Below are 26,593 nucleotides of genomic sequence, written 5' to 3' on the forward strand. Positions count from 1 at the left end.
ATAATGTGATTTATACCGCACTAAAATTAGGTAAAACGTTTTATCTTCTCGCCATCATTAGTCAGCTAGCCTTTACAAGGAGTCGTTTGATGACGGCGAGAACCACACCAAAAATAACGTTATGGGAATTTTTCCAGCAGTTGGGCAAAACCTTTATGCTGCCTGTAGCGCTGCTTTCATTTTGCGGGATCATGTTGGGGATCGGCAGCTCGTTGAGCAGCCATGATGTCTTAACGCTGATCCCGGCGTTGGGGAATCCGGTGCTTCAGGCCATCTTTACCTGGATGAGTAAAGTTGGCTCATTTGCGTTTAGCTTCCTGCCAGTCATGTTCTGTATTGCCATTCCTCTGGGCCTGGCGCGCGAGAACAAAGGCGTTGCGGCGTTTGCCGGTTTTGTCGGTTATGCGGTCATGAACCTCGCCGTCAATTTCTGGTTAACCGCCAAAGGTATCTTACCCACCACAGATGCGGCGATCCTGAAAGCCAACAACGTGCAAAACATTCTGGGGATCCAGTCGATCGACACCGGGATCCTCGGTGCCGTTATTGCCGGGATCATTGTCTGGATGCTGCATGAACGCTTCCACAACATTCGTCTGCCGGATGCGCTGGCGTTTTTCGGTGGTACGCGCTTTGTGCCTATCATCTCCTCGGTGGTGATGGGATTGGTCGGGCTGGTCATTCCCCTGATTTGGCCGGTTTTCGCCATGGGCATTACCGGACTCGGTCACATCATCAATAGCGCGGGGGAATTTGGTCCTATGCTGTTTGGTACCGGTGAACGTCTGTTGCTGCCTTTTGGCCTGCACCATATTCTGGTGGCACTCATTCGCTTCACCGAAGCTGGCGGCACACAGGAAGTCTGCGGCCATAGCGTGAGCGGCGCACTGACTATTTTCCAGGCTCAACTGAGCTGCCCGACAACGCAAGGTTTCTCTGAAAGCGCAACACGCTTCCTGTCCCAGGGTAAAATGCCGGCGTTCCTCGGCGGTTTACCGGGTGCAGCATTAGCCATGTACCACTGCGCACGTCCTGAAAATCGTCATAAAATTAAAGGGTTATTAATTTCTGGTCTGATTGCCTGTGTCATCGGCGGTACAACTGAACCACTCGAGTTCTTATTCCTGTTCGTCGCTCCGGTTCTGTATGTAATCCACGCCCTGCTAACCGGTCTTGGCTTCACCGTGATGGCAGTGCTTGGCGTCACTATCGGTAACACTGACGGTAACCTGATTGACTTCGTGGTGTTCGGCATCCTGCACGGATTGTCCACCAAGTGGTACCTGGTCCCTGTTGTCGCGGCTATCTGGTTTGCGGTGTACTACGTGATCTTCCGCTTCGCCATCACGCGTTTCAATTTGAAGACGCCGGGCCGTGAAGTCGAAATTGCCAGCAATATCGAAAAAGTAATGGCCGGAGCGCCTGGTAAATCAGGTTACAACGTCCCTGCTATTCTGGCGGCGCTGGGCGGCGCGGAAAACATTGTCAGCCTGGATAATTGCATCACCCGTCTGCGCTTGTCAGTGAAAGATATGTCGCTTGTTAACGTACAGGCTCTGAAGGACAATCGTGCCATTGGCGTAGTACAACTCAATCAGCATAACCTTCAGGTCGTTATCGGTCCGCAGGTCCAGTCAGTGAAAGACGAGATCGCGGTTCTGATGAACACCGTACAGGCTTAAGGACAACAATATGTTTGATTTTTCAAAGGTTGTGGACAGGCACGGTACCTGGTGTACTCAGTGGGATTACGTTGCCGACCGTTTTGGTTCAGCCGACCTGCTGCCATTCACCATCTCCGATATGGATTTTGCCACCGCACCTTGCATTCTGGAGGCGCTGACTCAGCGCCTGTCACATGGCGTGTTGGGTTACAGCCGCTGGAAAAACGATGAGTTTCTGGCGGCGATAAGCCATTGGTTTCTTTCGCGACATAACACTCAAATAGATCCTCAGTCGCTGGTATATGGCCCCTCGGTCATCTATATGGTGTCGGAGTTGATCCGCCAATGGTCATCCGTGGGCGATGCGGTGGTTATCCATACTCCGGCTTACGATGCGTTTTACAAAGCGATTGAAGGTAATCAGCGCCAGGTACACGCAGTCGGACTGGAAAAACGCGCCGACGGCTGGTTTTGCGACATGGTTGCGCTGGAGAAAGCCCTGTCTCGACCTGAAAGCAAAATTCTTCTGCTTTGCAGCCCACAAAACCCAACGGGCAAAGTGTGGACGCGCGACGAGCTGGAAACCATGGCAGAACTGTGTCAGCGCCATGGTGTAAAAGTTATCTCCGATGAGATTCATATGGATATGGTATGGTCAGACCGGCCGCACATCCCGTGGAGTAACGTCGCGCGCGGCAGTTGGGCACTGCTCACTTCCGGCTCAAAGAGTTTTAATATTCCGGCATTAACCGGGGCTTACGGACTCATTGAAGATGCTCAAAGCCGCAACGATTACCTCAGCGCGTTAAAAGGCCGCGATGGTCTTTCCTCGCCTGCGGTGCTGGCGCTTAGCGCACATATTGCCGCTTATCAACAGGGTGCAAGCTGGCTTGATGCGCTGCGCGATTATCTTGCCAGCAATCTGCATTACGTTGCGCGTGAGCTTAATGCCGCATTCCCCGAACTCAACTGGCAGATTCCTCAATCCACCTATCTGGCATGGATTGACCTGCGTCCGCTCAATATTGATGACCATGCCTTGCAGGATGTTCTCATCCACCAGCAGAAAGTGGCTATCATGCCGGGATACACCTACGGAGAAGAAGGTCGCGGTTTTGTACGTCTCAATGCCGGATGCCCAAGATCCAAGCTTGAAAAAGGCGTTCAGGGGCTGATTAACGCCATCCGTTCTGTACGCTAATTAAGTTTGCGCAATGAAATTATTCATTGCGCAACATAGCTTTTTATCCCGATTTTTTCATATAATACGACGCACTTTACCTAAATACACGAGTGCGACCATGATTGATACTTCCCTCCCCCTGACCGACGTCCATCGCCACCTTGATGGTAACATCCGTGCCCAAACGATCTTGGATCTGGGTCGTCAGTTCAATTTAACGCTTCCGGCACAAACGCTGGAAACGCTGATCCCTCATGTGCAAGTCACATCAACTGAGCCGGATTTAGTGAGCTTTTTATCCAAGCTCGACTGGGGCGTGAAGGTACTGGCCTCGCTGGATGCGTGTCGCCGCGTGGCATTTGAGAATATTGAGGATGCAGCACGTAACGGCCTGCACTATGTAGAATTACGTTTTTCACCCGGCTATATGGCGATGGCACATCAACTCCCCGTTGCGGGCGTGGTTGAAGCCGTCATTGCCGGCGTTCGCGAGGGCTGCAAGACCTTTGGCGTCGAAGCTCGCTTAATTGGCATTATGAGCCGTACCTTTGGCGAAGCCGCCTGCCTGCAGGAACTGGATGCGCTGTTAGCCCACCGTGACCATATTACGGCACTGGATCTGGCGGGTGACGAACTCGGTTTCCCGGGCAGTCTGTTCCTGTCGCATTTCAATCAGGCGCGCGACGCCGGCTGGCGTATTACCGTGCATGCGGGCGAAGCCGCGGGACCAGAAAGTATCTGGCAGGCTATTAAAGAGCTGGGCGCAGAACGTATTGGTCACGGCGTAAAAGCCGTTGAAGATCGTGCATTGATGGATTACCTCGCCGAACACCGTATCGGCATCGAATCCTGCCTGACATCGAACATTCAGACCAGCACCGTCGCCTCTCTGGCAACCCACCCGCTGAAAACATTCCTTGAGCATGGCGTTTTAACCAGCTTGAATACGGACGATCCGGCGGTACAGGGTGTGGATATTATTCACGAGTACACCATTGCCGCGCCAGCGGCAGGACTCACGCGCGAACAGATCCGTCAGGCGCAAATCAACGGCCTGGAAATGGCATTTCTGAGTAACGAAGAAAAACGTGCCCTGCGCGAGAAAGTCGCCGCAGCGTGACGGTTAAAGTGCCGGATGAGATGCTGAGCATCACCATCCGGCATTTGCCTAATCAGGCAAGGCACAGCGTCGAGCGATGTTTCGCAGATTCAAGACCCAGCTCAATCAGCTCCATGATTTGAATAGCTTGTCTCGCCGGTACCGGGTTTTCACCATGACCATTTAGCGCATCACGAATGCCAGCATAGTACGCCGGGTAATTACCCGGTACAGTCAGCCAGGTCTCTTCAACCTGCTCTTCACCTTCTATTCGCGTCAACACGCCATCGCGCATGTCGTAACCCCAGTCTTCCTGAGGCAGTCGCTCGCCATTTTTCAGGCGCTCTTCCTGCGGGTCAAGACCATACTTCACATAGCTGCCACGCGATCCGTGCACGATATAACGGGCCGACTCAGCGGCAGCGAGCATGGTGCCGTGCAGAATCACACGACGCTGCGGGTAAGTCAGGATGGCATGGAAGTAATCCGTCGCTTGCGCACCTGGGCGGAGCTGAGCCAGGTCTACCGTCATGCTGACGGGCAAACCAAACAGGTTAATCGCCTGATCCAGAAGATGCGGTGCTAAATCATACCAGATGCCGCTTCCCGGCCCCCCCTGTTCACGCCAGCGGTCACGAACCTGCGGGCGGAATCGATCGAAATGGGATTCGAAATACGCCACCTCCCCCAAAACGCCATCCGCCAGCAGGGCTTTCAACGTCAGAAAATCACTGTCCCAGCGGCGGTTATGGAAAACGGACAGCACGCGGCCAAGGCTACGCGCCAACGCATCCAGTTCGCGTGCTTGTGACAGTGTCACGGTGAAAGGCTTATCAACAACCACATGTTTGCCCGCTTCCAGCGCAGCCTTCGCTAACGGGAAGTGAGTGTCATTAGGCGTGGGGATCACAATCAGGTCGATATTCGGATCGTTAAAAAGGTGTTTAGGCTCAGCAACAACCGCCACCGTTGGCCAGTCTGCCTTCACTTTTGCTTCATCACTACTGGAAACCGCAGCCAGTTCGAGGCCCGGTGTGCCCACAATCAGGGGGGCATGGAAGGTTTTACTGGCGTAACCATAGCCAATTAGCCCAACGCGGATGTTGTCACTCATGTTATAGCCTCTCAATTCAGGACTGACCTATTTCACACCATACCCTGCAACGTCTCAATAGTTTAATAACCATTGCGCTACAAAGGTTGTTTATTAACTTAAGTCAAACATATGCCACTTATGCTTAACTTGCAGCGAAAAAGAGGGAGAAATCGTTCCCAATTATCTTGCTGTATTATTGAGAGATTAGTAACATTTGCAGCCTGTGTTTATGGATAAATCAAAGCAAATGTCATCAGTAATGAATCGTCTTATTGAATTAGCAGGTTGGATTGTTCTCACCGTCTCTGTGATCCTGCTGGGTGTTGCCAATCATATTGACAATTACCAGCCACCGGAGCCCGTTGCTGCTGTGCAGAAGAAATAAGCATCTGCAGTCCCTTATAACCCGGCAATTAACATCGAGTAACGGCAGGGTTTGGCTGCAAAAGATCGAATTTTGTCAAAAAAAGAGAATAATGCCGCATCCCACTCCGGTGCATATTGCCTGCTGTAGCGAAGCGCGTTACCCTTACCGCAGGTGCGCATAGCGCCTGCTTTTCCACAGGTATGAACACTCTTCTCACATTTGCGCGTCAATCCGCTTTTACCTGTGCATGTTGTTTATTATTTATATTTACTACTCCGTTGGTATTATTTTATTAATATGGATTTCCATTTATGACTGTTCAGGATTACTTATTAAAATTCCGCAAAATCAGTTCACTCGAAAGTCTGGAAAAACTGTTCGACCATCTTAACTACACGCTCACCGACGATAGCGACATTATCAATATGTATCGCGCTGCAGACCATCGCCGTGCGGAGCTTATCTCAGGAGGTCGTCTGTTTGATGTTGGTCAGGTACCCAAATCAGTCTGGCATTACGTGCAATAAAGAAGAAAGTAGCGCTCAACGTTAAAAGCTTTATAATAATTGCCCCAAAATGAATGGCATGTTTGATTGCGCGCGTAAACCTGGAGAAGAGATGACTACCACACCGGCACAACGTATCGGGGGCTGGCTACTTGGGCCACTGGCCTGGCTGTTAGTCGCATTGTTGAGCGCTTCGCTGGCGTTATTACTTTATGTCACTGCGCTGGCTACACCGCAAACCTTCCAAACGCTGGGTGCGCAAAGTACGGCAAATTTGCTGTTATGGGGCGTCTCTTTTATTACCGCGATTGCCATGTGGTATTACACGCTGTGGCTGACGATTGCGTTTTTCAAACGCAGAGCCTGTGTGCCTAAGCATTATATTCTATGGCTGCTGATCTCCGTGTTACTGGCGGTTAAAGCGTTTGCGTTTTCACCGGTTCCGGACGCCTTTGCCGTGCGCCAACTGCTGTTCCCATTGCTGGCTGCAGCACTGCTGGTGCCCTATTTCAAACGCTCGCAACGCGTTAAATCGACGTTTGTGAATCCGTAATAACCCTACAGTTAACCTGTTGTCGCCTGTTGTAGATTGTCAGATAATAGGCGGCTTTTTTATTTCAGGCCGAAAAATGACTGATTACCTGCTGCTGTTTGTCGGAACTGTTCTGGTCAATAACTTTGTACTGGTCAAGTTTCTGGGGCTCTGCCCGTTTATGGGCGTTTCCAAAAAACTGGAAACCGCAATGGGTATGGGCCTTGCCACGACGTTTGTCATGACACTGGCATCCATCTGCGCATGGCTGATTGACACCTGGATCCTCATTCCACTCAATCTCATCTATCTGCGCACGTTGGCTTTTATTCTGGTCATCGCCGTCGTCGTGCAATTTACCGAGATGGTTGTACGCAAAACCAGCCCTGCACTTTACCGCCTGCTGGGGATCTTCCTACCGTTGATCACCACTAACTGCGCGGTATTAGGCGTGGCGTTACTGAACATCAACCTCGGCCATAACTTTTTACAGTCGGCGCTATACGGTTTTTCCGCCGCCGTCGGCTTCTCACTGGTAATGGTACTGTTCGCCGCGATCCGCGAACGCCTCGCCGTGGCGGACGTGCCTGCTCCGTTTCGCGGTAATGCGATTGCGCTGATTACCGCTGGTTTAATGTCATTGGCCTTTATGGGCTTTAGTGGTTTGGTGAAGTTGTAATGAATGCTATCTGGATTGCCGTTGCCGCAGTGAGTCTACTGGGTCTGGCGTTCGGCGCTATTTTGGGTTACGCCTCACGACGTTTTGCCGTCGAAGATGATCCTGTCGTGGAGAAAATTGATGAAATTCTCCCGCAAAGCCAGTGTGGACAATGCGGCTATCCGGGCTGTCATCCTTACGCTGAAGCGATCGGCTCCCAGGGCGAAAAAATCAACCGTTGCGCACCCGGAGGCGAAGCGGTGATGTTAAAAATTGCCGCCCTGCTGAACGTCGACCCGCAGCCGATTGATGGTGATGAACACGATGTTACCCCCGTGCGTATGCTGGCGGTCATTGATGAAAATAACTGTATCGGTTGTACAAAGTGCATTCAGGCCTGCCCGGTTGATGCGATCGTGGGCGCGACCCGCGCCATGCACACGGTGATGAGCGATCTCTGCACCGGGTGCAACCTGTGCGTTGATCCGTGCCCGACGCAATGTATCGAATTACGCCCGGTGGCCGAGACACCTGATACCTGGAAGTGGGATTTAAACACCATCCCTGTGCGCATCATTCCCGTGGAACAACATGTTTAAGTTATTCTCTGCATTCAGAAAAAACAAAATCTGGGACTTTGATGGCGGCATTCATCCACCAGAAATGAAGACCCAGTCGAACGGTACGCCGCTGCGACAGGTTCCGCTGGCGCCACGCTTTGTTATTCCGCTGAAACAACATATTGGCGCGGAGGGTGAGCTGTGCGTAAACGTAGGCGACACCGTGCTGCGTGGTCAGGCGTTAACCCTTGGGCGTGGTAAAATGCTTCCGGTACATGCGCCAACTTCAGGCACCGTTGTTGCTATTGCGCCGCATTCTACTGCACATCCATCGGCATTAGCTGAGCTGAGCGTTATTATTGATGCCGATGGCGAAGATCGCTGGATTGAGCGAGACGGCTGGGCCGATTACCGTTCCCGCAGCCGGGAAGAGCTGATCGCACGTATTCACCAGTTCGGCGTCGCCGGACTGGGTGGCGCGGGTTTTCCCACCGGCGTTAAGCTGCAGGGCGGCGGAGATAAAATTGAAACGCTGATCATTAACGCTGCTGAATGCGAGCCGTACATTACGGCTGATGACCGCCTGATGCAGGACTGCGCGGCGCAGGTCGTCGAAGGTATCCGCATCCTGGCGCATATTCTTCAGCCACGCGAAATTCTACTGGGCATTGAAGATAACAAGCCACAGGCAATTTCCATGCTGCGCGCGGTGCTGGCTGATTCACACGATATCAGCTTACGCGTGATCCCCACCAAGTACCCGTCAGGCGGGGCCAAGCAGTTAACGCAAATCCTGACCGGCAAGCAGGTTCCCCACGGGGGACGCTCTTCAGATATCGGCGTGCTGATGCAAAACGTTGGAACCGCCTACGCGATTAAACGTGCGGTGATTGACGGAGAACCGATTACCGAGCGTGTCGTGACGCTGACCGGCGAAGCCGTCAGCCGTCCGGGCAACGTCTGGGCGCGTTTAGGCACGCCGGTTCGTCATCTGCTCAACGACGCGGGCTTCTGCCCTTCCGCCGACCAGATGGTGATTATGGGCGGGCCGCTGATGGGCTTTACGCTGCCGTGGCTGGATGTACCGGTGGTGAAGATAACCAACTGTCTTCTGGCGCCCTCTGCCAGTGAAATGGGAGAAACGCCGGAAGAGAAAGGCTGCATTCGCTGTAGCGCATGCGCCGATGCCTGTCCGGCCGATCTCCTGCCGCAACAGCTTTATTGGTTCAGTAAAGGGCAGCAGCACGACAAAGCAACGGCACACAATATCGCGGACTGCATTGAATGCGGTGCCTGCGCCTGGGTATGCCCAAGCAATATTCCACTGGTGCAGTATTTCCGTCAGGAAAAAGCCGAGATTTATGCCATTAGTCAGGAAGAAAAACGTGCCGCTGAAGCGAAAGCGCGATTTGAAGCCCGACAGGCGCGACTCGAACGTGAAAAAGCAGCACGTCTTGAACGTCACAAAAGCGCTGCCGTTCAGCCTGCGGCTAAAGATCATGATGCCATTGCCGCCGCACTGGCTCGCGTAAAAGAAAAGCAGGCTCAGGCAATGCAGCCGGTAGTCATTCAGGCTGGCGAAAAGCCTGACAATAGTGCCGTGATTGCCGCACGCGAGGCGCGTAAGGCGCAAGCTCGCGCAACCCGGATGGAAAACCCTCCCCAAACAGGAGGCAACAGCACAGAGGTCGATCCGCGTAAAGCTGCAGTGGAAGCGGCAATCGCTCGCGCCAAAGCCCGCAAACTCGAGCAGGAAACCGTAACGGAAACAGCCGAACCGGTGGATCCGCGTAAAGCCGCCGTGGAAGCGGCTATCGCCCGCGCCAAAGCCCGCAAGCTCGAACAGGAAACCGTAACGGAAACAGCCGAACCGGTGGATCCGCGTAAAGCCGCCGTGGAAGCGGCTATCGCCCGCGCCAAAGCTCGCAAGCTCGAGCAGCAGACGGTTACGGAAACAGTCGAACCGGTGGATCCGCGTAAAGCCGCCGTCGCGGCCGCTATTGCACGCGCTCAGGCAAAGAAAGCCGCCCAGCAGCAGGTTGTAAACGAGGAATAAATGGTATTCAGAATAGCAAGCTCCCCTTATACCCATAACCAGCGCCAGACATCGCGTATCATGATGCTGGTGTTACTGGCTGCATTGCCGGGGATCGCCGCTCAGCTGTGGTTCTTTGGCTGGGGTACGTTGTTCCAGATAGTTCTGGCCGCCATCAGCGCTATCGCCGCCGAAGCGGGCGTGCTTAAACTGCGCAAACAACCCATTGTCGCGATTCTAAAAGACAACTCCGCGTTGCTCACCGGGTTACTGCTGGCCGTGAGTATTCCCCCGCTCGCCCCCTGGTGGATGGTAGTTTTAGGCACGGTATTCGCCGTTATCATTGCTAAACAGCTGTATGGCGGCCTCGGTCAGAACCCGTTTAACCCCGCCATGATTGGTTACGTGGTGCTGCTGATTTCATTCCCGGTACAGATGACAAGCTGGCTGCCGCCGCATGAAATTGCGGCGACTGTGCCTGGTTTTTTTGACGCCCTGAACGTTATCTTTAGCGGACATACCGCCAGTGGCGGGGATATGAACACGCTGCGTATGGGTATTGATGGTATCAGTCAGGCAACGCCTCTCGATACCTTTAAGACTTCGCTGCATGCGGGACGTACTGCTGAGCAGGTGATGCAATACCCAATCTACAGCGGCATGCTTGCAGGCGCTGGCTGGCAGTGGGTTAACCTTGCCTGGCTGGTGGGTGGCGTCGTGTTGCTATGGCAGAAAGCAATTCGCTGGCATATCCCGGTTAGCTTCCTGCTGTCGCTCGCCGTTTGTGCCACTTTAGGCTGGATTTTCTCGCCAGATTCGCTGGCCTCGCCTCAGTTGCACCTACTTTCCGGCGCGACCATGCTGGGTGCATTCTTTATTCTTACCGATCCCGTTACAGCATCAACAACCAACCGTGGCCGCCTGATTTTTGGCGCACTTGCGGGCCTGTTAGTGTGGTTGATTCGCAGTTTTGGCGGTTATCCTGATGGCGTGGCTTTTGCCGTATTGCTGGCAAATATCACGGTTCCCCTGATTGATTATTACACCCGCCCTCGCGTGTACGGACATCGCTAAGGACTCCCTATGCTGAAAACGATTCGTAAACACGGTATTACTCTGGCGCTGTTTGCAGCGGGCTCGACGGGGTTAACCGCGGCAATCAATCAATTAACCAAGTCCACCATTGATGAACAGGCCGCGCTGCAGCAAAAAACGCTGTTCGATCAGGTTCTGCCAGGCGATCGCTACAATAATAACTTGTCCGAAAGTTGTTATCTGGTCGATGCGCAGGCGTTGGGTAAAGGCACTCACCGAGTGTATATTGCCCGCCAGGACGATCGTCCTGTTGCAGCAATTCTTGAAGCTACGGCGCCAGATGGTTATTCCGGGGCTATTCAACTGCTGGTTGGTGTCGATTTTTCGGGTACCGTGTTGGGTACGCGGGTGACCGAACATCATGAAACGCCAGGGCTGGGTGATAAAATCGAACTGCGACTGTCCGACTGGATCACCCACTTTAGCGGCAAAACGATCGCTGCGGGTAACGACGCTCACTGGGCGGTGAAAAAAGACGGCGGCGACTTTGACCAGTTTACTGGCGCAACCATTACGCCACGTGCGGTAGTTAATGCAGTAAAACGCGCCGGTTTGTATGCGCAGACGCTGCCCGCGCAACTTCCTCAACTTAGCGCCTGTGGAGAATAAACCATGAGCGAAATTAAAGACGTTATTGTCCAAGGGTTATGGAAAAATAACTCCGCGCTTGTGCAGTTACTCGGGATGTGTCCGCTGTTGGCCGTCACCTCGACCGCCACTAACGCGCTGGGCCTGGGACTCGCGACTACGCTCGTCCTGACGCTGACGAACCTGACGATTTCTGCCCTTCGTCGCTGGACACCGCCTGAAATACGTATTCCGATTTATGTCATGATCATCGCCTCCGTGGTGAGCGCGGTGCAAATGTTGATCAATGCCTACGCTTTTGGCCTGTATCAGTCTCTGGGCATTTTTATCCCGCTGATTGTGACCAACTGTATTGTTGTTGGCCGCGCTGAAGCCTTCGCAGCCAAAAAGGGCCCTGCGCTATCCGCACTCGATGGTTTTTCCATCGGCATGGGCGCAACTGGCGCCATGTTTGTTCTGGGCTCGCTACGTGAAATAATTGGTAACGGTACACTCTTTGATGGCGCAGACGGTTTGTTGGGTAGCTGGGCCAAAGTATTGCGCGTTGAGATCTTCCATACCGATACGCCGTTTCTGCTGGCCATGCTGCCACCAGGCGCGTTTATTGGCCTGGGTCTGATGCTGGCTGTTAAGTATCTGATTGATGAGAAAATGAAGAAACGTCGTGCCGAGGCGGCTGTCACGGACAGTCCGGCCGGTGAAACAGGGAATGTGTAATGAACAAAGCAAAACGGCTGGAAATACTGACGCGCCTGCGTGAGAACAATCCGCATCCGACAACCGAGCTAAATTTTACATCGCCGTTCGAACTGCTGATTTCAGTCTTGCTCTCCGCGCAGGCCACCGATGTCAGCGTCAATAAAGCGACGGCCAAGCTCTACCCCATCGCCAATACGCCAGCCGCGATGCTGGAGCTTGGCGTTGAAGGGGTTAAGTCCTACATCAAGACAATCGGTTTGTTTAACAGCAAAGCGGAGAACGTGATTAAAACCTGCCGCATTCTGCTGGAGCAACATAATGGTGAAGTGCCTGAAGACCGCGCCGCATTAGAAGCCCTGCCCGGGGTTGGGCGAAAGACGGCTAATGTGGTGTTAAATACCGCCTTTGGCTGGCCCACTATTGCCGTAGATACCCATATTTTTCGCGTTTGTAATCGTACCCAGTTCGCCCCGGGTAAAAACGTCGAGCAGGTTGAAGAGAAGCTGCTGAAAGTCGTACCCAGTGAATTTAAAGTCGATTGCCATCACTGGTTAATTCTTCATGGCCGCTACACCTGTATAGCCAGAAAGCCACGCTGCGGTTCCTGCATTATCGAAGATCTTTGCGAATTCAAAGAGAAAGTCGATATCTGATGCTGCCGGGGCATACTGCTTGCCCCTCGCTAACATAACGATTAGTTATGCACTCCCTTGAGTTTATTTTCCCGACAATGATGCCGTTCAACCGCGCATAGCTAATGCAATATTCTTGTTAATTAACACCTGAGCAGGTTAATCGTTTTTTTAGTAAAAGAAATTTCTATCTATACGTGATCCAGATCATCCAGATAACATAATGTTAAAAAATATTTATTTTTTAGTTAAAGTGACAATCAGATGACCTAACTGAACAGTTTCTAAACAAAACATTACACTGGCTATTTTTCAGATAATGGCCTATATCACTGGATTCAAGCGCAAATAGCAGAACATATCGCCACATTGCGATTTTTACCCTGATTAAACAGTGTAAAAATCTGCCATTTTTCAAATGAAGAAATTTAACGCTAGATAACATTTCACAGTCCCGACGATTTCACCAGCCATGATATATGTAACAGATTATTACAAACCACTTGTCTGAATGGTCAAGATAGTGAACATTACTTGCCGTTTCCCCTCCCACTATAACAATCGGACGGATGAACTTGACTCATCACGTGCCTGAACACCCCCGTTGATATGGGATGTAAAAAAAGAGGTAAAAGTGTCTACTGCAAACAATAAACCAACAGAAAGCGTGAGTTTAAACGCCTTCAAACAACCAAAAGCGTTCTATCTCATTTTCTCTATTGAGCTGTGGGAGCGTTTTGGTTATTACGGCCTGCAAGGAATTATGGCCGTCTACCTGGTTAAACAACTGGGTATGTCAGAAGCGGATTCCATCACCCTTTTCTCGTCCTTTAGCGCCCTGGTGTACGGTCTGGTTGCCATTGGCGGCTGGTTAGGTGATAAAGTTCTGGGTACAAAACGTGTCATTATGCTGGGTGCCGTTGTCCTGGCCATCGGTTATGCGTTGGTAGCATGGTCTGGTCACGATGCGGGTATCGTTTATATGGGCATGGCGGCCATCGCGGTCGGTAACGGCCTGTTTAAAGCAAACCCATCATCCCTGCTCTCTACCTGCTATGCCAAAGATGACCCGCGTCTTGATGGTGCATTTACCATGTACTACATGTCCGTCAACATCGGTTCATTCTTCTCTATGCTGGCAACACCGTGGTTGGCTGCGCATTACGGCTGGAGCACCGCGTTCGCTCTGAGCGTCGTGGGTATGCTGATTACCGTTGTTAACTTCGCATTCTGTCAGCGCTGGGTTAAACAGTACGGTTCTAAACCTGACTTTGAGCCGATCAACTTCCGTAACCTGTTGCTGACTATTGTTGGCGTCGTGGTACTGGTCGCGATTGCAACCTGGTTGCTGCACAACCAGCAGATCGCACGTATGGTTCTGGGCGTCATTGCTCTGGGTATCGTGTTTATCTTCGGTAAAGAAGCATTCACCATGCACGGTGCTGCGCGTCGTAAAATGATCGTCGCCTTCATTCTGATGCTGGAAGCGATTATCTTCTTCGTGCTGTACAGCCAGATGCCGACCTCACTGAACTTCTTCGCGATTCGTAACGTTGAGCACTCTATTCTTGGCATTGCTTTCGAACCTGAGCAGTACCAGGCACTGAACCCGTTCTGGATCATCATTGGTAGCCCAATCCTCGCCGCTATCTATAACAAGATGGGCGATACCCTGCCGATGCCAACCAAGTTTGCGATTGGTATGGTGCTGTGTTCCGGTGCGTTCCTGATCCTGCCGCTGGGTGCTAAATTCGCTACCGATGCGGGCATCGTTTCCGTTAACTGGCTGATCATCTGCTACGGTCTGCAAAGTATCGGTGAACTGATGATCTCCGGTCTGGGTCTGGCAATGGTGGCTCAGTTGGTTCCGCAACGCCTGATGGGCTTCATCATGGGTAGCTGGTTCCTGACCACTGCCGGTGCAAACATCATCGGTGGTTACGTAGCCAACATGATGGCTGTACCAGAGAACGTCACTGACCCGCTGATGTCCCTTGAAGTCTACGGTCGTGTGTTCCTGCAGATTGGTGTTGCTACGGCTGTTATCGCTGTTCTGATGCTGCTGACGGCACCGAAACTGAATCGTATGACTCAGGACGATGACGTCAATGAGAAAGCCTCTAAGGCCGCGACTGCGTAATTCTCAGGGAAACTCTTTTTCAGGCCGCTAACTGGTGTTAGCGGCTTTTTTTTTGCCTGAGCTAGCACTACCATACGATATACCTCAGCCAAAAGGAGTTACCGATGAAACTGTTCTACAAACCGGGCGCTTGTTCTCTTGCTTCCCACATCACACTTCGTGAGAGCGGTAAAGATTTCACGCTGGATGGTGTTGACCTGATGAAGAAGCGTCTGGAAAACGGCGATGATTTTTTCGCGGTAAACCCAAAAGGGCAAGTTCCCGCGCTGCTGCTGGATGACGGTACGCTACTGACCGAAGGCGTCGCCATCATGCAATACCTGGCGGACACCGTTCCAGACCGTCAACTCCTTGCCCCGACCAGCAGCCTCTCCCGTTACAAAACCATTGAATGGCTTAACTACATTGCGACAGAACTGCATAAAGGCTTTACCCCACTGTTCCGTCCCGATACGCCGGAAGACTTCAAGCCAACCGTTCGCGCGCTGCTGGAGAAAAAAATGCAGTATGTGAACGACGCGCTGCAAGATAACCAATGGATCTGCGGTTCGCGCTTCAGCATTGCGGACGCCTATCTGTTCACCGTGCTGCGTTGGGCGTATGCGGTTAAGCTGAATATGGCAGGGTTAAGTAATATCGATGCGTATATGGCGCGTATGGCTGAACGTCCGGCGGTTGCCGCGGCGTTGAAAGCAGAAGGGTTAAATTAATTGTTGTTGCCGGGAAGCGCTTGCGCTTACCCGGCTTTCAGCCTAACAAACGCAGGCCCGATAAGCGTGAGCGCCATCGGGCATTGCTTACAGCTGCGTCGCGCTGAAGTAGTGTTCAGGCTTCGCGATACAATCCTGCGCAGCCACAACCTGCAGCTCATACTCGTGCATTTTTTTGGTAGCAATCATCACTTCGTACACCGCCGCCGTCACGTGCTCCAGCGCCTGCTGTAAAGACGCGCCCTGCAGCAGTTTAACCAACAATAAGCCGCTGGTGACATCACCTACGCCAACCGGTTGACGTGCGCCAAAATCGACTAACGGTCGGCTGATATGCCATGCCTGTTCAGCAGTAACTAACAGCATCTCGAAACGATCTGCGCTAATACCCGCGCGAGCCAGGTGCTTCACCAGCACAATCTCTGGTCCCTGAGCGATGAGTTCACGCGCTGCCGCCACGGCCTCATTAACATTGTTCACCGCATGCTCGCACAGAATTTCGAGCTCAACTAAATTCGGGGCGATAATATCGCTGGCCGGAAGCGCATGGCGTACATGAAACTCCGCTACGCCCGGCGCGACGATACACCCTTTTTCTGGATGGCCCATCACCGGGTCACAAAAATATTTCGCCTGCGGATTGGCCGCTTTTACTTTGCGTACAATACCCAGAATATGCTCGCCCTGTTCAGCCGAGCCAAGATAGCCGCTCAGTACTGCGTCACAAGTCTGGAGTTTATCGATATCGGCAATGCCCTGGACAACGTCAGTCAGATGACTCGGCGGCATAACGCAACCGGTCCATTTGCCGTACTGTGTGTGGTTAGAAAACTGAACGGTATTCAGCGGCCAGACATTTGCGCCAAGACGACGCATTGGAAATTCTGCTGCACTGTTGCCCGCATGACCAAAAACAACGTGGGACTGGATGGCGAGGATATTCTTCATTTTACTTACCACAACCCTGAAAAAATAAAGGGGCGTAGTTTCCCACGCCCCTGCTAACTAAATCTTACTTCCAGCAAATCAGACAATAGTTCTTCTTGCCACGGCGCAGTAAGGTGTAGCGCCCGAACAGGATATCACTCTCCTGGAAGAAATATTCCGGATCGGATTGCTTCTCACCGTTGATGGTCACCGCATTAGACGCGATAGTCTTACGTGCCTGGCCGCGAGAAGGTTGCAGCTCGGAGTCCACCAGCGCCTGCATCAGATCGGCACCTTTGTCCATCTCGATCATCGGCACGCCATCTTGCGCGAGCTGTTCGAAATCCGCTTCGCTCAAATCGCTCAGATTACCGTTGAACAAGCTTTCGGTAATACGTTTTGCCGCTACCAGCCCTTCTTCGCCGTGAACCAGACGCGTTACTTGCTCAGCCAGAACATACTGGGCGCGCGGCGCTTTACCGCTATTTTTATCTTCTTCTTCCAGCGCATTGATCTCTTCAATGTCCATGAAGGTGAAGAATTTCAGGAAGCGATAAACATCCGCATCGGCGGTATTGATCCAGAACTGGTAGAATTTGTACGGACTGGTTTTCTTCGGATCCAGCCACACAGCGCCGCCTTCCGTCTTACCGAATTTCGTGCCGTCAGCTTTAGTGATCAACGGAACGGTCAGACCAAACACCTGGTTCTGGTGCAGGCGACGGGTCAAATCGATACCCGAAGTAATATTGCCCCACTGGTCAGAACCGCCAATCTGCAGCGCAACACCGTGCAGTTTGTTCAGGCAGGCAAAGTCATAACCCTGCAGCAGGTTGTAAGAAAACTCGGTAAACGAGATCCCCTGATCGTCACGGTTCAGACGCTGCTTCACCGCTTCTTTGTTGATCATCTGGTTAACGGAGAAGTGTTTGCCGATATCACGCAGGAAAGTCAGTACATTCATACTGCCAAACCAGTCATAGTTGTTCGCAGCAATCGCCGAGTTGTCGCCACAGTCGAAATCGAGGAACGGCGCAACCTGTTTGCGGATTTTATCCACCCACTGCTGCACGGTGTCTTCGGTATTCAGTTTACGCTCGGCGGCTTTAAAGCTCGGGTCACCAATCAGACCGGTTGCGCCACCCACCAGTGCGACAGGCTTATGGCCTGCCTGCTGGAAGCGTTTCAGGCATAACAATGGAACCAGATGCCCCAAATGCAAGCTGTCAGCGGTAGGATCGAAGCCGCAATAGAGCGCGATCGGGCCTTGCGCCAGTCGCTCTGCTAACGCTTCCTCGTCCGTCACCTGGGCCACCAGCCCCCGCTCTTGCAATTGTTTAATCAAGTTACTGCTTGCCATCAAAATCTCCATGTATAAAACGACTGCACCTTAGCCGGTACACGACTTTTCGCCTGATGCGAAAGAAACATAGAATAAAGCGCCGGATTGTTCAGCACCAGCGCTTAAAACAAGAATTTTGCATCTTTAGGGGGCCAGGCGATCAATTTTCCACGCGTTATCTTCGCGTTGGTATAAAAAACGATCGTGCAGACGGTTTTCGCCACCCTGCCAGAACTCCATCTGCTCAATACTTACGCGAAAGCCTCCCCAGAAACTGGGCAGTGGAACTTCTCCTTGCTGAAACTTCTGCTTCAGTTCGAGGAATTTGCTTTCCAGAATACCGCGCGCGGAGATCCGACTGGATTGCTTAGAGACCCAGGCGCCAATCTGACTATCACGTGGGCGACTGTGGAAGTATTTCACCACTTCCAGCGTGGAAAGGCGCTCAGCCTTGCCGATCACCATCACCTGCCGTTCCAGCGTATGCCAGGGAAACAGGAGGCTGATGCGTGGGTTTTTCTCAATCTGATGTGCCTTACGGCTACCGAGGTTGGTATAGAACACCAGCCCTTTGTCATCATAATGTTTGAGCAACACGATACGCTGATAAGGCTGACCGTTTTCATCGACGGTAGCAACGACCATCGCAGTGGGATCGGCCAGTTTGGCGTCACAGGCTTGCCCCAGCCAGCGCTCGAACAGCGCAAGGGGTTCGGCGGGAAGATCGCGGCGGCGGAGACCGCCTTTCGTGTATTCACGGCGCAAATGCGCGATTTGCTGCAATTCGTCGTTATCAGACATGATGTTGGCTACGGATTGTCAGTGGGTGACGCTATTGTGCGCCGCCCAGGTGAAAATCTCAACGCTTCGGGTTCTGTAACTGACAGTTATTTAGCACAATTCTGTCTCGTTTATAGACCGTTGCCTCGTCGCCTTTAGACCAGAAGACGTAAATACCATCGGTATAGCGAGCACCTGATGCCGACACGCCCTGTTTGAGGTTCAATAGCTGATTATCATAAACAAAACTCGCCATCTGACGGGTATTGTTCAGCTTCACGGTAAGCGGTTTTTCGTCACAGCGGTATTCAAGCGTATCCGTTTGCATACGCTCGACAAATTGGTTGTACACGCTGCACCCGCTAAGTAGTACCGGCAGACACACTAACAACAGTTTTTTCATAGCCATATCCTGAAGACTTTCCTGGTCCTGGAGGGTAATGGCACCCTCCCTAATATCCCTAGTTTATCGACATATGGCGCTGAATAATTTCAGTTAACTCTGAGTTCGTGGGTTAGCGGGATAAATCGCCCCTAAAACGCTCGGTTCTGATGCGCCGGTCACGGAAGGCAGATTTCCCGGTAATCCCGCCAGCGTTCGCCACGCCAGCCAGGCAAAAGCCAGGGCCTCCATATCATCGCCGCTGATCCCAGCCTCATCGGTTGAGGTGACCTCTGTCCCTGGCAATAACGCCGCCAGACGCATCATCAGCAGCGGATTACGGCTGCCGCCGCCGCATACCATTAGCCGTTCACAGCCTCCGCTTAGCAAGACCTGCTCGGAAATGGTCACGGCCGTCAGTTCGGCAAGCGTCGCCTGCACATCCCGCGGGCTTATTCCCGGGAACTGCGCCATATGACGTTCTATCCAGCCATAATTGAAATACTCGCGGCCAGTGCTTTTCGGCGCAGGCGCAGAAAAATAAGGATCGTTAAGCATATTTTGCAGTAAAGGCAGGATCACCGTTCCCGATGTGGCCCACTGCGCATCTTTGTCGTAGGGTTGGCCGCATTGCCGCCAGATCCAGGCATCCATCAGCATATTGCCCGGCCCGGTGTCGTAACCGCGAACGGGTTGCTGTGGGATAAGCAGAGACAGATTGGCAATTCCGCCGATGTTTAGCACCATCCGCCGCTCCGTTGGATGAGCCAACAGCGCCTGATGAAAAGCGGGAACCAACGGCGCGCCCTGCCCGCCGAGAGCGATATCGCGGCGACGAAAATCGCCGATCACCGTTATCCCGGTACGCGCAACGATTTGATTGTTGTCGCCAATTTGCAGCGTGTGCGGCGCGATTCCCGTCGGTTCATGCCACACGGTTTGCCCATGACAGCCAATCGCAACGATCTCCTGCGGTTTCAATTTTTCCTGTGCCAACAGTGCATTCACCGCCTCGGCAAACAGATAACCGAGCTGTGCGTCGAGTTGGCCAAACTGCGATAGCGTAAGCTGCTGCCCCTGGCAGATATCCAGGATCGCCTGCTTTATATGGAGAGGGATAGGCCAGGTCAGACTCGCCTGTTGCGCAACCATCGTTTCATCTATTGTCGCCAGCACAACATCGACGCCATCAAGGCTGGTTCCAGACATTACACCGATAAAACGGCCCGATTTCATATGTCATCCTTTTAAGCAAATTAGCCTTGACACTCAACCATAAAGTGCCGACTAATGCCATGCTTCCTTAATGATTTTTGAGGGCTAATCATTACAATGGACGCTTTATTACATCAATTATATGAATGATTCGTTTATACTCGGTATATCCGATTTCGGTTAAGATTTTCATATTGTTCCAGTAGAACATGTGACCTTAGGCTCACAAGTGCCATATAATTTAGCCATGAAGGGTGCTTTATTAGCGTTTCGTGGTGTTAAAGGAGATTTGTAAATGATTAAACGTGTGCTGATTGTTGCATTAATGGGTGTGTCTTTGGCGGGCTGCGTTAACAATGATAGCCTTTCAGGCGACGTATACACCGCATCCGAAGCGAAACAAGTTCAGAACGTTACCTACGGTACAATTGTTCATGTTCGTCCGGTGCAAATCCAGGGTGGCGATGACGCAAACGTGATTGGCGCCATTGGTGGTGCGGTACTCGGCGGGTTCCTGGGTAACACCGTCGGCGGCGGTACGGGTCGTTCATTAGCCACGGCGGCTGGCGCAGTTGCCGGTGGCGTAGCGGGTCAAGGCGTACAAGGTGCGATGAATAAAACCCAGGGTGTAGAACTGGAAATCCGTAAGGACGACGGTAATACCATCATGGTGGTTCAGAAACAGGGTGCAACCAAGTTCTCAGCTGGCCAGCGCGTTGTTATGGCTAACAACGGCAGCCAGGTTACCGTGTCTCCACGCTAATCGAATACACGTGTGGTCAGGCTCTGGCCACACGTCATCTTATCGTTTCAGCCCTGTGACTGCAGTTCAATAATATTGTGTTCCAGTCTGGCGACCAGTTTAATCAGCAGATCAATTTCCTCAGCTGAAATCCCTTCCAAAATTTCTCCACGCGTCTTATTGATAACCGCTTCCATATCTGCAATCAGCGGCTCTGCTTTTTCTGTCAGTTTAATTCTCTTTGCCCGACGATCGCTGGCGCAAGTCTGTCGTGAAATGAGTCCCTTTTCTTCCAGCTGGTCAAGCGTGCGTACCAACGAAGGCTGCTCGATGCCAATCGCTTTAGCCAACTGAATCTGCGATTGATCAGGCGGCAATTGATGAATGTTGTGCAGCGTAACCCAATGCGTCTGCGTCAACTCCAGAGGTTTCAGGCGATGGTCAATCAGAGCACGCCAAATGCGCACCAACCGTGCCAGATCAGAACCTAATGGCGATTCCAATTTCATCTCCTTATAATTAGCTTGCTAAGTTATTATGCTGATTTTAGAATAGTGTGCAGCATTTGTATTCCCAAAACAAATGTATTGCCAAATTTGCTTACCGGCTGACATTTTTTCAGACATTATGCGTTACAGAGACTCATTGTCTCTTTTTTGCTAAACCTATAGCAATGCTCTCTTCCGCCAAGGATTTTGCCCGTGAAGTTTATGTTTAATGCAACAGGATTGCCCCTACAAGATTTAATGATCGGAGCATCTGTCTACTTCCCTCCTGTTTTCAAGGCGTTTGTAGCAGGATTTATTCTCTGGCTGATTTTTCATCGCCTGCTACGCGACTGGATTTACTCCGGCGAAATCTGGCATCCCCTGTTAATGGATCTGTCACTCTTTACGCTTTGCGTATGTCTGGCCTTTGTAATGCTGATTGTGTGGTGATTATGTCGCTTAAAACCATTAAATACTTCTCCACCATTATAGTCGCTGCAATCGCAGTTTTCGCCGGATGGTGGATGTGGAATTACTATATGCAATCGCCCTGGACACGTGATGGCAAAGTGCGTGCTGAGCAGGTCAGCATCACGCCGCAGGTCTCAGGCAGCATTAGCGAACTCAATATAAAAGATAACCAGTTTGTGAACAAAGGCGATGTCCTTTTTATCATCGACAAGACGCCGTTTCACATTGCTGAACTGAATGCGCAAGCGCAGCTGGCGAAGGCACAGTCCGATCTGGCGAAAGCCAATAACGAAGCCAACCGCCGCCGTCATTTATCGCAAAATTATATCTCAGCCGAAGATCTGGATACTGCTAACCTCAACGTGAAAGCCATGCAGGCCAGCGTTGAAGCAGCCGAGGCCAGTATGCGCCAGGCACAGTGGCAACTGACGCAGACGGTGGTCAAAGCGCCCGTAGCGGGCTGGGTCACCAACCTTTCAACTCGTACTGGAGACTACGCCTCAACCGGTAAGCCCCTGTTTGCCCTTGTCGACAGCCACTCTTTCTATGTGATGGGGTATTTTGAAGAAACCAAGTTGCGCCACATTCGTGAAGGTGCTCCTGCGGTTATCACGCTCTACAGCGACAACATAAAGTTACAGGGTCACGTATCCAGTATTGGTCGCGCCATCTACGACCAAAGTGTGGAAAGCGATTCCGGCCTGATTCCCGACATCAAACCCAATGTGCCGTGGGTGCGTCTGGCCCAACGCGTTCCGGTCCGCATCGAATTCGACGCTCTGCCGCAGGATGTCACTCTGGTTTCTGGTACGACCTGCAGCGTGTCTATCGGCCAGCGTAAATGAAACTGTCCCACCTGATGCCAGGCCATTGGCCGTGGTTTAAAGCCACGGTAGCGCAGTGGCGTTATGCGTTGCGAAATACCATTGCGATGTGTCTGGCGTTAACGTTCGCCTATTACCTGAATCTGGATGAGCCCTACTGGGCGATGACCTCGGCGGCAGTGGTCAGCTTTCCCACCGTCGGCGGGGTTATCAGCAAAAGTCTGGGTCGTGTTGCGGGTAGCTTACTGGGCGCCACCGCCGCGTTGATTATTGCCGGTCATACCCTCAATGAGCCGTGGTTGTTTTTGCTGAGCATGTCAGTGTGGATCGGTTTTTGTACCTGGGCCTGCGCGCACTTCACCAATAACGTCGCCTACGCCTTTCAACTGGCCGGTTATACGGCGGCGATCATTGCTTTTCCCATGGTCAATACCATAGAGATTACGCAGTTGTGGGATATCGCTCAGGCCCGCGTATGCGAGGTCATCGTCGGTATCCTGTGCGGCGGCATGATGATGATGATCCTCCCCAGCACCTCCGATGGCACCACATTGCTTACCGCGCTGAAAAACATGCATTCGCGTTTACTGGAGCATGCCAGCTTACTCTGGCAACCGGAGACAACGGATGCAATTCGCACAGCCCATGAAGGTGTTATCGGTCAGATTCTGACCATGAACCTGCTGCGTATTCAGGCGTTCTGGAGTCACTACCGTTTTCGCCGTCAAAATGCGTTGCTCAATTCGCTGTTGCATCAGCAGTTACGTATGACCAGCGTGATATCCAGTCTGCGCAGGATGCTCCTGAACTGGCCCAATCCCCCGGCTAATACCCGGCAAATCATCGAACAACTGCTCAGCGAGCTGGTCAAATCCAATACCGACACCTACACCGTGGCGCGTATTATCGCCCCCCTGCGTCCCCTCGATGCGCGCGACTATCGGCACGTCGCCTTCTGGCAACGACTGCGTTATTTTTGTCGGCTATACTTACGCAGCAGTCATTATCTGCATTTACTGGAAAATGGCGTTACCGCCGAGCGTATTACTATCGCCCGCACGCCAGGACTTGCCCGTCATACCGATAATGCGGAAGCCCTCTGGAGCGGATTGCGTACGTTCTGTACCCTGATGCTTATCGGCGCATGGAGCATTGGCGCGCAATGGGAATCAGGCTCTGGCGCACTAACGCTCGCGGCCATCAGCAGCGTGCTCTATTCCGCCGTAGCCACGCCGTTCAAGTCACTTTCTTTGCTGATGCGCACGTTGGTTCTGCTGTCGCTGTTTAGCTTTGTGGTTAAGTTTGGCCTGATGGTGCAAATCTCTGACCTCTGGCAATTCATTCTGTTTCTCTTCCCGCTACTCGCTACCATGCAACTCCTGAAGCTGCAAATGCCTGCGCTGGCGGGTCTTTGGGGACAGCTAATCGTGTTTATGGGATCGTTTATCGCGGTGACTAATCCGCCGGTTTATGATTTTGCTGATTTCCTGAATGACAATATGGCGAAAATCACCGGCGTGGCGCTATCGTGGCTGGCATTCGCCATTCTGCGGCCTGGATCGGATGCGCGGAAAGGTCGCCGCCATATTCGCGCCCTGCGCCGGGATTTTGTCGATCAGCTCAGCCGACATCCCTCGCTCAGTGAAAACGAATTTGAGTCGCTGACCTATCACCACGTCAGCCAGCTCAGCAACAGTCAGGATGCCCTGGCGCGACGCTGGCTATTGCGTTGGGGGGTTGTCTTGCTGAACTGCTCGCACGTGGTGTGGCAACTGCGCACCTGGGAGGTGCGTTCAGATCCTCTGGCTCGCGTCAGAGACGTGTGTATATCGCTGCTTCGCGACGTAATGAGTGAGCGCGGCGTTCAGCAACGGCCGCTGAATGCCACGCTGAGTGAGCTACAGCGTATTTGCGACACGCTCGCCCACCATCATCAACCTGCGGCGCAGGAACTGTCGGCGCTTATCTGGCGACTACACTGCTCGCTTTCTCAGCTCGAACAGGCGCCTCCGCCGGGTACGCTAGGCAATTGATTATTTGATAACGCCACAAGCGTAGCGCGCTCCGCCACCGCCAAGCGGTTTTGGTTGATCGGACATATTATCGCCACCGACATGGATCATCAGCGCTTTGCCTTTAACCTCATCGAGCGTTTTCAGCCGCGGCGCAATGACCGGTGTTGTGGCGTTACCGTCGTTATTCACCACCAGCAGCGGCAGGTCGCCCATGTGGCCTGCGCCTTCCGGACCTTCGTGCTTGCCGGTTTGGTGCGGATCATAATGGCCTCCAGCCGATTCCGCGGCTGAGGCTTTTCCTTCTTTAATCGCCGGTTGGCAACTGCCATTCGCATGCACATGGAAGCCATGTTCACCCGGCGGTAGCGCTTTCAGATCGGGCGTAAACTCCAGCCCTTTCCCGGTTTCAACAATAGTGACCGTACCAATCGCCTGGCCGACGCCTTGCGACGTTACCAGATTCATCGTCACTTTTTCTTCACTGGCAGCCTGCGCACCTGCACAGGCGAGTAGAGTAATAATGGCCAAACTCAAACGCTTCATAAGACCTCCGTCCAAAAGGTGTCTGATTGATAAGTGTAAACCAGTGACACAAATTTGAACGGAGAAGCGTCAAAAACGCGATTACGGTACGTCGTAACCCAGCGCGGCTTTGCGAATACGGAACCACTGCTGGCGAGACATGTTCAATGACTCAGACTCAACGGCAGCACGTACACGCTCTATCTTCCCTGAGCCAATAATCGGCAGCGGCTGAGACGGCAGACGTAAAATCCAGGCGTACACCACCTGCTCAATGAACTGCGCGTTTAACTCTTCTGCGATTGTGGCAAGTTCATTACGTAATGGCTGGAACGCATCGTCATTAAACAGACGACCACCGCCGAGGCAGGACCAGGCCATCGGACGAATGCGTAGTTGTTGCAGTTGATCTAAAGTACCATCCAGCAGGAGCGGCTGATGTACCGGTGAGATCTCAACCTGGTTAGTCGCCAGCGTGAACGGCAGACGCGATTGCAGCAGTGAGAACTGTGCCGGGGTGAAGTTAGATACGCCAAAGTGACGCACTTTTCCGCTATGGTGCAATTTTTTGAACGCGTCGGCGACGTCGTCCGCATCCATGAGCGGATCGGGACGGTGGATGAGCAGCAAATCAATATGATCGGTCGCCAGTAACTTCAACGATGCTTCCGCACTGGCAATAATATGCGCGCTGTCGGTGATGTAATGACCCAGCGCATTTTCCGTGCGCGCCGTCGTGGCGATCCCGCACTTGGTAACAATCTGCATTTTTTCACGCAGATGCGGGGCCAGCTTCAGTGCCTCACCAAACGCCGCTTCACACTGGTATCCGCCGTAAATATCGGCGTGATCGACGGTGGTAACACCCAGATCCAGATGTTCTTCAATAAAGCTGACTAGCTGGCGCGCGGACATATTCCAGTCCATCAGGCGCCAATACCCCATTACAAAGCGAGAAAATTCCGGACCTTGCGGCGCAATAGTAATACGCTGAACCATAGCAGCTTCCTTATAAGTGAATGTGCATCGAGTATACGCAATTACGCTTTTAAAAGAGTGAAGGTTGTTGCGGTTCTTCCGAAGGGTTGGCTTTGTTTGCTCGTAATTTACGCATCAGGCGCTGACGACAAAGCCGTAGCACTTCCTGCTTTTCGGCATCGCTCATCTTTTGCCAGTTAAAACGCTCATCCCGACTGCGAAAACAGCCACGGCAAAAACCGCGCTCGTCAGACTGACATATTCCACGGCATGGGCTCTGGACGGGGAAAAACTCCAGCTGTTCGGCCACATCCCCTCCTTTCGTAAGATTGATATACCTATT

General features: G+C 52.4%; 28 protein-coding genes and 1 pseudogene. 19 read left to right on the top strand and 10 right to left on the bottom strand.

All coding sequences use genetic code 11. From position 1 onward, the window contains the following. The first annotated feature begins 89 nt into the window (after nucleotides 1–89). The 3 genes from malX to add all read left to right on the top strand — a co-directional run bounded on the left by malX (nucleotide 90) and on the right by add (nucleotide 3,967). Nucleotides 90–1,682 carry a maltose/glucose-specific PTS transporter subunit IIBC gene (gene malX, locus HV229_RS13010; RefSeq protein WP_016153013.1) on the top strand — a complete coding sequence of 531 codons (1,593 nt, stop codon included), beginning with the start codon at nucleotides 90–92 and terminating at the stop codon, nucleotides 1,680–1,682. A gap of 10 nt (nucleotides 1,683–1,692) precedes the next feature. After that, nucleotides 1,693–2,865: a MalY/PatB family protein gene (locus HV229_RS13015; RefSeq protein ID WP_047358427.1), complete on the top strand. Its 1,173-nt coding sequence runs from the start codon at nucleotides 1,693–1,695 to the stop codon at nucleotides 2,863–2,865. Between the two features lie 100 nt (nucleotides 2,866–2,965). Further along, nucleotides 2,966–3,967, top strand: coding sequence for an adenosine deaminase (add, locus tag HV229_RS13020; RefSeq protein ID WP_181545629.1), 1,002 nt, complete (start codon nucleotides 2,966–2,968; stop codon nucleotides 3,965–3,967). 52 nt (nucleotides 3,968–4,019) lie between these two features. On the opposite strand, the gene HV229_RS13025 is transcribed toward add, so the two are convergent. Further along, entirely contained in the window at nucleotides 4,020–5,060 is a 1,041-nt protein-coding gene (locus HV229_RS13025; RefSeq protein WP_016153010.1) for an oxidoreductase, read from the bottom strand. Between the two features lie 241 nt (nucleotides 5,061–5,301). On the opposite strand from HV229_RS13025, the gene blr reads away from it, so the two are divergent. The 12 genes from blr to gstA all read left to right on the top strand — a co-directional run bounded on the left by blr (nucleotide 5,302) and on the right by gstA (nucleotide 15,564). After that, nucleotides 5,302–5,427, top strand: coding sequence for a division septum protein Blr (gene blr / locus HV229_RS13030; protein ID WP_019076739.1), 126 nt, complete (start codon nucleotides 5,302–5,304; stop codon nucleotides 5,425–5,427). A 293-nt stretch (nucleotides 5,428–5,720) separates the two neighbouring features. Next, nucleotides 5,721–5,936 carry a transcription modulator YdgT gene (ydgT, locus tag HV229_RS13035; protein ID WP_003832804.1) on the top strand — a complete coding sequence of 72 codons (216 nt, stop codon included), beginning with the start codon at nucleotides 5,721–5,723 and terminating at the stop codon, nucleotides 5,934–5,936. Nucleotides 5,937–6,027: 91 nt separating this feature from the next. After that, entirely contained in the window at nucleotides 6,028–6,468 is a 441-nt protein-coding gene (locus HV229_RS13040) for a DUF2569 domain-containing protein (RefSeq protein ID WP_101700685.1), read from the top strand. A 76-nt stretch (nucleotides 6,469–6,544) separates the two neighbouring features. Next, nucleotides 6,545–7,126 carry an electron transport complex subunit RsxA gene (rsxA, locus tag HV229_RS13045; RefSeq protein WP_003029144.1) on the top strand — a complete coding sequence of 194 codons (582 nt, stop codon included), beginning with the start codon at nucleotides 6,545–6,547 and terminating at the stop codon, nucleotides 7,124–7,126. Continuing rightward, a complete protein-coding gene (gene rsxB / locus HV229_RS13050) occupies nucleotides 7,126–7,704 on the top strand; it encodes an electron transport complex subunit RsxB (protein WP_181545630.1) in 579 nt (192 codons plus the stop codon). Before rsxA ends, rsxB begins: the two co-directional genes overlap by 1 nt. Further along, nucleotides 7,697–9,721, top strand: coding sequence for an electron transport complex subunit RsxC (rsxC, locus tag HV229_RS13055; protein ID WP_181545631.1), 2,025 nt, complete (start codon nucleotides 7,697–7,699; stop codon nucleotides 9,719–9,721). Before rsxB ends, rsxC begins: the two co-directional genes overlap by 8 nt. Next, nucleotides 9,722–10,774 (top strand): electron transport complex subunit RsxD, encoded by a 1,053-nt coding sequence (gene rsxD / locus HV229_RS13060; protein ID WP_181545632.1) that lies wholly within the window; start codon nucleotides 9,722–9,724, stop codon nucleotides 10,772–10,774. A gap of 9 nt (nucleotides 10,775–10,783) precedes the next feature. After that, a complete protein-coding gene (gene rsxG / locus HV229_RS13065; protein WP_016153006.1) occupies nucleotides 10,784–11,404 on the top strand; it encodes an electron transport complex subunit RsxG in 621 nt (206 codons plus the stop codon). 3 nt (nucleotides 11,405–11,407) lie between these two features. Beyond that, on the top strand, nucleotides 11,408–12,100 hold the full coding sequence (locus HV229_RS13070; protein ID WP_016153005.1) for an electron transport complex subunit E: 693 nt from the start codon (nucleotides 11,408–11,410) through the stop codon (nucleotides 12,098–12,100). After that, on the top strand, nucleotides 12,100–12,735 hold the full coding sequence (nth, locus tag HV229_RS13075; RefSeq protein WP_016153004.1) for an endonuclease III: 636 nt from the start codon (nucleotides 12,100–12,102) through the stop codon (nucleotides 12,733–12,735). Before HV229_RS13070 ends, nth begins: the two co-directional genes overlap by 1 nt. Nucleotides 12,736–13,348: 613 nt before the next feature. Next, nucleotides 13,349–14,854 carry a dipeptide/tripeptide permease DtpA gene (dtpA, locus tag HV229_RS13080; RefSeq protein ID WP_181545633.1) on the top strand — a complete coding sequence of 502 codons (1,506 nt, stop codon included), beginning with the start codon at nucleotides 13,349–13,351 and terminating at the stop codon, nucleotides 14,852–14,854. Between the two features lie 104 nt (nucleotides 14,855–14,958). Then, on the top strand, nucleotides 14,959–15,564 hold the full coding sequence (gene gstA, locus HV229_RS13085) for a glutathione transferase GstA (RefSeq protein WP_016153002.1): 606 nt from the start codon (nucleotides 14,959–14,961) through the stop codon (nucleotides 15,562–15,564). A gap of 87 nt (nucleotides 15,565–15,651) precedes the next feature. Here the strand turns inward: gstA and pdxY are convergent, their stop codons facing one another. From pdxY to anmK, 5 genes are all read right to left on the bottom strand, one after another. Continuing rightward, the gene (gene pdxY, locus HV229_RS13090) at nucleotides 15,652–16,512 is read right to left on the bottom strand and encodes a pyridoxal kinase PdxY (protein ID WP_047358432.1); all 861 of its coding nucleotides are present in this window, start codon (nucleotides 16,510–16,512) and stop codon (nucleotides 15,652–15,654) included. A 64-nt stretch (nucleotides 16,513–16,576) separates the two neighbouring features. Further along, nucleotides 16,577–17,851: a tyrosine--tRNA ligase gene (gene tyrS, locus HV229_RS13095; RefSeq protein WP_047500530.1), complete on the bottom strand. Its 1,275-nt coding sequence runs from the start codon at nucleotides 17,849–17,851 to the stop codon at nucleotides 16,577–16,579. Between the two features lie 126 nt (nucleotides 17,852–17,977). Next, nucleotides 17,978–18,634: a pyridoxamine 5'-phosphate oxidase gene (gene pdxH, locus HV229_RS13100; RefSeq protein WP_003029169.1), complete on the bottom strand. Its 657-nt coding sequence runs from the start codon at nucleotides 18,632–18,634 to the stop codon at nucleotides 17,978–17,980. A gap of 58 nt (nucleotides 18,635–18,692) precedes the next feature. Continuing rightward, a complete protein-coding gene (gene mliC / locus HV229_RS13105; protein ID WP_085951051.1) occupies nucleotides 18,693–19,022 on the bottom strand; it encodes a C-type lysozyme inhibitor in 330 nt (109 codons plus the stop codon). Nucleotides 19,023–19,109: 87 nt separating this feature from the next. Further along, nucleotides 19,110–20,231: an anhydro-N-acetylmuramic acid kinase gene (gene anmK, locus HV229_RS13110; protein WP_016152999.1), complete on the bottom strand. Its 1,122-nt coding sequence runs from the start codon at nucleotides 20,229–20,231 to the stop codon at nucleotides 19,110–19,112. A 274-nt stretch (nucleotides 20,232–20,505) separates the two neighbouring features. Here anmK and slyB point away from each other — a divergent pair, with 274 nt between their 5' ends. Beyond that, a complete protein-coding gene (slyB, locus tag HV229_RS13115) occupies nucleotides 20,506–20,973 on the top strand; it encodes an outer membrane lipoprotein SlyB (protein WP_046276343.1) in 468 nt (155 codons plus the stop codon). 47 nt (nucleotides 20,974–21,020) lie between these two features. Here slyB and slyA read toward each other — a convergent pair whose 3' ends face one another. Then, nucleotides 21,021–21,461, bottom strand: a complete 441-nt coding sequence (gene slyA, locus HV229_RS13120) for a transcriptional regulator SlyA (protein ID WP_019076732.1) — start codon at nucleotides 21,459–21,461, stop codon at nucleotides 21,021–21,023. Between the two features lie 192 nt (nucleotides 21,462–21,653). Here slyA and HV229_RS13125 point away from each other — a divergent pair, with 192 nt between their 5' ends. The 3 genes and pseudogenes from HV229_RS13125 (at nucleotide 21,654) to HV229_RS13135 (ending at nucleotide 24,793) form a co-directional block, all read left to right on the top strand. Continuing rightward, nucleotides 21,654–21,890, top strand: a complete 237-nt coding sequence (locus tag HV229_RS13125; RefSeq protein WP_080858752.1) for a DUF1656 domain-containing protein — start codon at nucleotides 21,654–21,656, stop codon at nucleotides 21,888–21,890. Between the two features lie 2 nt (nucleotides 21,891–21,892). Next, nucleotides 21,893–22,756 carry an HlyD family secretion protein gene (locus HV229_RS13130; RefSeq protein WP_080858751.1) on the top strand — a complete coding sequence of 288 codons (864 nt, stop codon included), beginning with the start codon at nucleotides 21,893–21,895 and terminating at the stop codon, nucleotides 22,754–22,756. Continuing rightward, nucleotides 22,753–24,793 (top strand): annotated as a pseudogene (locus HV229_RS13135) (FUSC family protein). The gene HV229_RS13130 and the pseudogene HV229_RS13135 overlap by 4 nt, the downstream one beginning before the upstream one ends. Here the strand turns inward: HV229_RS13135 and sodC are convergent. The 3 genes from sodC to HV229_RS13150 form a co-directional block, all read right to left on the bottom strand. Further along, a complete protein-coding gene (gene sodC / locus HV229_RS13140; RefSeq protein WP_016152994.1) occupies nucleotides 24,769–25,293 on the bottom strand; it encodes a superoxide dismutase [Cu-Zn] SodC in 525 nt (174 codons plus the stop codon). The pseudogene HV229_RS13135 and the gene sodC overlap by 25 nt on opposite strands. An 81-nt stretch (nucleotides 25,294–25,374) precedes the next feature. Beyond that, a complete protein-coding gene (locus HV229_RS13145) occupies nucleotides 25,375–26,271 on the bottom strand; it encodes an aldo/keto reductase family oxidoreductase (RefSeq protein WP_047358435.1) in 897 nt (298 codons plus the stop codon). A 49-nt stretch (nucleotides 26,272–26,320) separates the two neighbouring features. Then, nucleotides 26,321–26,560, bottom strand: a complete 240-nt coding sequence (locus HV229_RS13150; protein ID WP_016156428.1) for a DUF1289 domain-containing protein — start codon at nucleotides 26,558–26,560, stop codon at nucleotides 26,321–26,323. Nucleotides 26,561–26,593 lie beyond the last annotated feature (33 nt).

Origin of the sequence: Citrobacter sp. RHBSTW-00524, from assembly GCF_013747755.1 — a bacterium.
Taxonomy (GTDB): domain Bacteria; phylum Pseudomonadota; class Gammaproteobacteria; order Enterobacterales; family Enterobacteriaceae; genus Citrobacter; species Citrobacter braakii.

Excerpts from the sequence above, each read along its gene's own strand:
- malX (WP_016153013.1), top strand. The coding sequence starts at position 90 with ATGACGGCGAGAACCACACCAAAAATAACGTTATGGGAATTTTTCCAG.
- HV229_RS13015 (WP_047358427.1), top strand. The coding sequence starts at position 1,693 with ATGTTTGATTTTTCAAAGGTTGTGGACAGGCACGGTACCTGGTGTACT.
- add (WP_181545629.1), top strand. The coding sequence starts at position 2,966 with ATGATTGATACTTCCCTCCCCCTGACCGACGTCCATCGCCACCTTGAT.
- HV229_RS13025 (WP_016153010.1), bottom strand. The coding sequence starts at position 5,060 with ATGAGTGACAACATCCGCGTTGGGCTAATTGGCTATGGTTACGCCAGT.
- blr (WP_019076739.1), top strand. The coding sequence starts at position 5,302 with ATGAATCGTCTTATTGAATTAGCAGGTTGGATTGTTCTCACCGTCTCT.
- ydgT (WP_003832804.1), top strand. The coding sequence starts at position 5,721 with ATGACTGTTCAGGATTACTTATTAAAATTCCGCAAAATCAGTTCACTC.
- HV229_RS13040 (WP_101700685.1), top strand. The coding sequence starts at position 6,028 with ATGACTACCACACCGGCACAACGTATCGGGGGCTGGCTACTTGGGCCA.
- rsxA (WP_003029144.1), top strand. The coding sequence starts at position 6,545 with ATGACTGATTACCTGCTGCTGTTTGTCGGAACTGTTCTGGTCAATAAC.
- rsxB (WP_181545630.1), top strand. The coding sequence starts at position 7,126 with ATGAATGCTATCTGGATTGCCGTTGCCGCAGTGAGTCTACTGGGTCTG.
- rsxC (WP_181545631.1), top strand. The coding sequence starts at position 7,697 with ATGTTTAAGTTATTCTCTGCATTCAGAAAAAACAAAATCTGGGACTTT.
- rsxD (WP_181545632.1), top strand. The coding sequence starts at position 9,722 with ATGGTATTCAGAATAGCAAGCTCCCCTTATACCCATAACCAGCGCCAG.
- rsxG (WP_016153006.1), top strand. The coding sequence starts at position 10,784 with ATGCTGAAAACGATTCGTAAACACGGTATTACTCTGGCGCTGTTTGCA.
- HV229_RS13070 (WP_016153005.1), top strand. The coding sequence starts at position 11,408 with ATGAGCGAAATTAAAGACGTTATTGTCCAAGGGTTATGGAAAAATAAC.
- nth (WP_016153004.1), top strand. The coding sequence starts at position 12,100 with ATGAACAAAGCAAAACGGCTGGAAATACTGACGCGCCTGCGTGAGAAC.
- gstA (WP_016153002.1), top strand. The coding sequence starts at position 14,959 with ATGAAACTGTTCTACAAACCGGGCGCTTGTTCTCTTGCTTCCCACATC.
- pdxY (WP_047358432.1), bottom strand. The coding sequence starts at position 16,512 with ATGAAGAATATCCTCGCCATCCAGTCCCACGTTGTTTTTGGTCATGCG.
- tyrS (WP_047500530.1), bottom strand. The coding sequence starts at position 17,851 with ATGGCAAGCAGTAACTTGATTAAACAATTGCAAGAGCGGGGGCTGGTG.
- pdxH (WP_003029169.1), bottom strand. The coding sequence starts at position 18,634 with ATGTCTGATAACGACGAATTGCAGCAAATCGCGCATTTGCGCCGTGAA.
- mliC (WP_085951051.1), bottom strand. The coding sequence starts at position 19,022 with ATGGCTATGAAAAAACTGTTGTTAGTGTGTCTGCCGGTACTACTTAGC.
- anmK (WP_016152999.1), bottom strand. The coding sequence starts at position 20,231 with ATGAAATCGGGCCGTTTTATCGGTGTAATGTCTGGAACCAGCCTTGAT.
- slyB (WP_046276343.1), top strand. The coding sequence starts at position 20,506 with ATGATTAAACGTGTGCTGATTGTTGCATTAATGGGTGTGTCTTTGGCG.
- slyA (WP_019076732.1), bottom strand. The coding sequence starts at position 21,461 with ATGAAATTGGAATCGCCATTAGGTTCTGATCTGGCACGGTTGGTGCGC.
- HV229_RS13130 (WP_080858751.1), top strand. The coding sequence starts at position 21,893 with ATGTCGCTTAAAACCATTAAATACTTCTCCACCATTATAGTCGCTGCA.
- sodC (WP_016152994.1), bottom strand. The coding sequence starts at position 25,293 with ATGAAGCGTTTGAGTTTGGCCATTATTACTCTACTCGCCTGTGCAGGT.
- HV229_RS13145 (WP_047358435.1), bottom strand. The coding sequence starts at position 26,271 with ATGGTTCAGCGTATTACTATTGCGCCGCAAGGTCCGGAATTTTCTCGC.